Consider the following 4798-nt stretch of genomic DNA (forward strand, 5'->3'; position numbering starts at 1 on the left):
GCCTGCCTGTTCGAGCGCCAGCGAGGCGCCCGAGAGGGCTGCCAGCGTGTCGATGATCAGCGCGGTGGGAACGGTCGACAGGAAGGACTGGAAGCGGCCCTTGGCCTCGAAGCGGGCTCGGAATTCGGACTGGAAGAAGCGCTCGCCCAGGCGCGGCACGATGCCGCCACCGATGAAGACGCCGCCGCGCGAACCCAGCGTTAGCGCCACGTTGCCGGCAAAGCCGCCGAGCATTGCGCAGAAGACGTCCAGCGCGCGCGAGCAGGCGGCGGACTCGCCGGACAGGCCACGAGCGACGATCTGCTCGGTCGACAGCGAAGCCACGTCCTCCGCGCCGCCCAACGCAGCCGCCACCGAGCGGCACAGCACCGGCAGACCGATGCCAGACAGAAAGCGCTCGGCCGACACATGCGGGAACTCGCGGCGCGCGTGGCTCAGCACGGCGCCTTCGAAGTCATCGGCCGGCGCCAGCGTGGCGTGGCCGCCCTCGCCCGGCAAAGCCAGCCAGCGGCCCGGTGCCCGCACGACGCCGCCCACACCCAAGCCGGTGCCCGGCCCGATGACCGCCATCACGGTGCCCGTGGGCACGCTTTCGACGGCGGGAGGCGGCTCGCCCCAGGACCGCAGCTGATGGCCCTTCAGCCGCGGTAGCGACAACGCCTGGGCCTCGAAGTCGTTCAGGCAGAGCAGCGTCTGCAGGCCCAACTCGGCCTGCGTGCCCGCACGCGAAAAACTCCAAGCGCCGTTGGTCAATTCGATGTGGTCGCCCTCCAGCGCCGTGGCCAGTGCGAAGGCCGCGCTCTGTGGCTGCGGCGCGCCAGGCGCCCGGCCAGCCAGGTAGGCACGCACGGCCGCCGCCGGGCCGGCATTGCCCGCCACGGACAGCACGCGCACGTCCTCCACCGCAGCGCCGGGGCCGGCCACGGTGCCGAAGCGGGCATTGGTGCCACCGACATCGGCCACCAGCCACGGGTAGGCGGCGCTCATGCCAGTGCTCCGGCGGCCAGCGGGAAAAGGGACCGGAGGGACCGGTGATTCGAGAAGTGGGCTTTGGCGGACACGGGCTTGAGAAGGGTGAAATTACGGCGCGGCGGACGGTAGCAAAACTACACCCCCGCGACAATAGTTGTGCGCCCTCGCGACTGCCCTCTTCTGCCCAATCTGCTTTCCTGATCGTTCATGCGGGCCTTCTCCCTGGGGAAACTCGCCTGCCGCGAGGGCTGTAGTGAAGCTACAACCCGCGGGCCGCTGAAGGCGCCTCCACTGCCTGCTGAATAATCGGCCGGCTCCTCTCCTCCAGCTTCCCCGCCTGCGCGCCCATGCCCCGTTTCGACAGCCCCCGTCTGCTTGCCGACATTGGCGGCACCTATGCCCGCTTCGCGCTGGAAACCGGCCCCGGCGAGTTCACGCAGATCGCCTCGCTGCGCTGCGCCGACCACGCCGATTTCCACGCCGCTGTCAGCGCCTATCTGAGGGGCCTGAACTGGCCGGAGGGCGGCGCGCAGCAAATCGCCCACGCGGCCATCGCCATCGCCAACCCGGTGGACGGCGACCGGGTGCGCATGACCAATTACCACTGGCAGTTCTCCATCGACGAGATGCGCCAGCGGCTGGGGCTGGACACGCTCGTCGTCGTCAACGATTTCACCGCGCTGGCCATGGCCCTGCCCCGCTTGGCCGAGGTGGACGTACACCAGGTCGGTGGCGGCCAGGCGCGGCGGCCCAGCGTCATCGGCCTGCTGGGCGCCGGCACGGGCCTGGGCGTGTCGGGCCTGATCCCGGCGGGCGAAGGCTGGATCGCGCTGGGCACCGAGGGCGGCCACGTCAACTTCGGCCCGCGTGACGAACGCGAGATGGACATCCTGAAGTTCGCCTGGAAGAGCCTGAACCAGGACCATGTGTCGTATGAGCGCCTAATTTCCGGCCCCGGCCTGGAGCTGATCTACCGCGCGCTGGCCGACCGCAACGGTGCAACGGTCGAGCCGCTGCTGGCCCCCGCCATCACGCAGCACGCACTCGAAGAGAACGACGCGCTCTGCCTGGAGACGCTGGAGGTCTTCTGCGGCCTGCTCGGCACCTGCGCCGCCAACCTGGCCGTGACGCTGGGTTCGCTGGGCGGCATCTACATCGGTGGCGGCATCGTGCCGCGGCTGGGCGAGTATTTCGACCGCAGCCCGTTCCGCGAGCGCTTCGAAGACAAGGGGCGCTTCCGCGAGTACGTCTCGGCCATCCCGACCTTCGTCATCACCGCCGAGCACGCCACCTTCAAGGGCGCGTCGGCCATCCTGGAGAACCAGCTGCGCAACCTGCAGGCGTCGCCCGGCTCGGCCATCCTGGGCCAGATCCGCCGCGCCCGCAGCGAGCTGTCGCCGGCCGAGTTGCGCGTGGCGGACCTGGTGCTTGCCCAGCCACGCTCCGTGCTGAACGACCCCATCGCCGAGATCGCCCGCGCCGCCGGCGTCAGCCAGCCGACCGTCATCCGCTTCTGCCGCTCGCTGGGCTGCGAAGGCCTGTCGGACTTCAAGCTGCGCCTGGCCTCGGGGCTGACGGGCACGGTGCCGGTGACGCACACGCAGGTCAACACCAACGACTCCATGCTGGAGCTGGGCGCCAAGGTGCTGGGCAACACGGCCAGCGCCATCCTGCAGGTGCGCAGCCATCTCAACCGCGACGCCATCGACCGCGCCACCGAGATGCTGCTCGCGGCCCGCCGCATCGAATTCTTCGCGCTCGGCCACTACGGCGTGGTGGCGCAGGACGCGCAGTTCAAGTTCCTGCGCTTCGGCATGCCCTGCGGCGCCTACACCGACCCGCGCCTGCAACTGCTCGCGGCCGACGTGCTGCGCGAGGGCGACGTGGCCGTCGTCATCAGCAGCGGTGGCCGGCTGCCGGAGCTGCTGCAGGTCGTCGAGAAGGCGCAGGAACGCGGGGCCAAGGTCGTGGCCATCACGGCCAGCCAGAGCCCTCTCGCCAAGAAGGCCGACGTGGCGCTGATCGTCGACCACATCGAGGACATCGCCACCCACCTGCCGATGATCAGCCGCATCCTGCACCTGCTCGTCATCGACATCCTGGCGGTGGGCGTGGCCATGCGCCGCAACCCGGACAGCATCGCGGCACTGTCCGGCGGCGAGGACGACGTCGCCAAGCCGGCGCGCGGCGCGGCGACGCCGGGGGTGAGCACGGCTTCGCCGCTGTCAAGGCTTACGTCGCACAGCCGTTGACGCACGGGTCAGGCGAGTCCTGACCCCGCATGACTTTCGCTAAGCGCGCCGTCACGCAAGACGATCAGCGCGTTAAGAGGACGCGTAGCTGGCGACTGCTACGCTGAGCACCGCATTTGCAGTCGGGGCCAAGACCCCGAGACACTGGGAGGGACATTGAAAGCATTCCTGAAGCGTTGGCGCCCGCGCCTGATCGTCATCGCCGTCGTCGTGGCCGGCATCGCCTGGTGGGCCACGCGCAAGCCGCCGCCGCCGCCCACGCCGCCCACGGGTGTCGTCACGCTGGCCGACATCACGCAGGCCGTGCAGGCCGCCGGCGTGCTGCAGGCCAAGACCAAGGTCGACGTCGGCGCGCAGGTCAGCGGCCAGATCCAGACGCTGCACGTGCAGCTCGGCCAGCAGGTGAAGAAGGGCGACCTGCTCGTCAGCCTCGACCCCGAACTGGCGCGCAGCGACGTCGCCCAGGCCGAGGCCGCGCTGGCCCAGGCCCGTGCGCAGCTGGACAGCAGCAAGGTGGACGCCGAGGCCTCGCGCCGCGAGGTCGCGCGCCAGCGCCGGATGCTCGCCGGCCAGGCCACCGCGGCTATCGAGGCGGAGCGGGCCGAGACCGACCTGGCCAAGATCGAGGCCGCGCTGCGCGGCCAGGCCGCCACCGTCGCTCGTTTCGAGGCCGACCTCGACAACCGCAAGCTGCGCCAGTCCTATACCCGCATCACCGCGCCGATGGACGGCACCGTCGTCAACCTGCCGGTGCAGGCCGGCCAGACCGTCATCGCCATCCAGGTCACGCCGGTCATGCTGACGCTGGCCGACCTGGACACCATCACCGTGCGCGCCAAGGTGCCCGAGGCCGACATCCAGTCCATCAAAGTGGGCCAGGTGGCGCGCTTCTCGACGCTGTCGGGCGAGGGCAAGCGCTACGAAGGCAAGCTGCGTGTCATCCAGCCGGTGCCCGAGCGGGCGGGCAACGCGGTGTTCTACAACGTGCTGTTCGACGTGGACAACCGCGACCGCGCGCTGTTCAGCGACATGACGGTGCAGGTCGACATCGAGACGGGCACCGTCACGCAGGTGCCGGCGATGCCCATCGTCGCGTTGGGCGAGCGGGGCAAGGACGGGCGCTTCACGGTGACTGTGCTGGATGCGGCGGGCAAGCAGGTGCCGAGGCAGGTGAAGGTGGGGTTGCAGGACGGGGCTCGGGTGCAGGTGCTGGAGGGCGTGAAGGCCGGCGAGAAGGTGCTGCTGGCGCCGCCGAGTGCGGCGGATGCGGCGGCTAGCGCGGCGAGCAACTGATGTCGGTGGTTGCTTTCGAACATGGCTGGTTGATGCCTAGGCCCAGCCGGGAGTTCGCCCCGGCGGGCGACCTTCTTTTTGAGCGACCAAAAAGAAGGCAAAAAGTCGCCCCTGTTCCGTCGCCCCTCTTCGAGGGGTGCCCTGCGATGCTCGGAACCCGGGGCCGCGCCGAACTCACTTCGCTACGCTGCGTTCAAACAGGCGGCGCGAAGTCAGAGCTTGAGGCTCGCTGCGCTCGCGCCCCGGGCTCCTGCGCTTCTCGGCTCCTCCAAAGGGGGGTG

The 4798-nt window shown here is 70.0% G+C and carries 3 protein-coding genes; 2 read left to right on the forward strand and 1 reads right to left on the reverse strand.

Annotated elements, in window-relative coordinates:
* Nucleotides 1-987: glucokinase (gene glk, locus ABIS05_RS12915; protein ID WP_348012153.1), on the reverse strand; the 987-nt coding region annotated here is incomplete at its 3' end.
* A gap of 332 nt (nt 988-1319) precedes the next feature.
* Here glk and ABIS05_RS12920 point away from each other — a divergent pair.
* Both ABIS05_RS12920 and ABIS05_RS12925 read left to right on the forward strand, forming a co-directional pair.
* The gene (locus ABIS05_RS12920; protein ID WP_348012154.1) at nt 1320-3224 is read left to right on the forward strand and encodes a glucokinase; all 1905 of its coding nucleotides are present in this window, start codon (nt 1320-1322) and stop codon (nt 3222-3224) included.
* Between the two features lie 156 nt (nt 3225-3380).
* The gene (locus ABIS05_RS12925; RefSeq protein ID WP_348012155.1) at nt 3381-4517 is read left to right on the forward strand and encodes an efflux RND transporter periplasmic adaptor subunit; all 1137 of its coding nucleotides are present in this window, start codon (nt 3381-3383) and stop codon (nt 4515-4517) included.
* Nucleotides 4518-4798 lie beyond the last annotated feature (281 nt).

Source organism: Roseateles sp. (assembly GCF_039929605.1).
Classification (GTDB): domain Bacteria; phylum Pseudomonadota; class Gammaproteobacteria; order Burkholderiales; family Burkholderiaceae_C; genus Pelomonas.

What these genes read in the sequence shown, in the direction of transcription:
- ABIS05_RS12920 (WP_348012154.1), top strand. Translation starts at nt 1,320, where the DNA reads ATGCCCCGTTTCGACAGCCCCCGTCTGCTTGCCGACATTGGCGGCACC.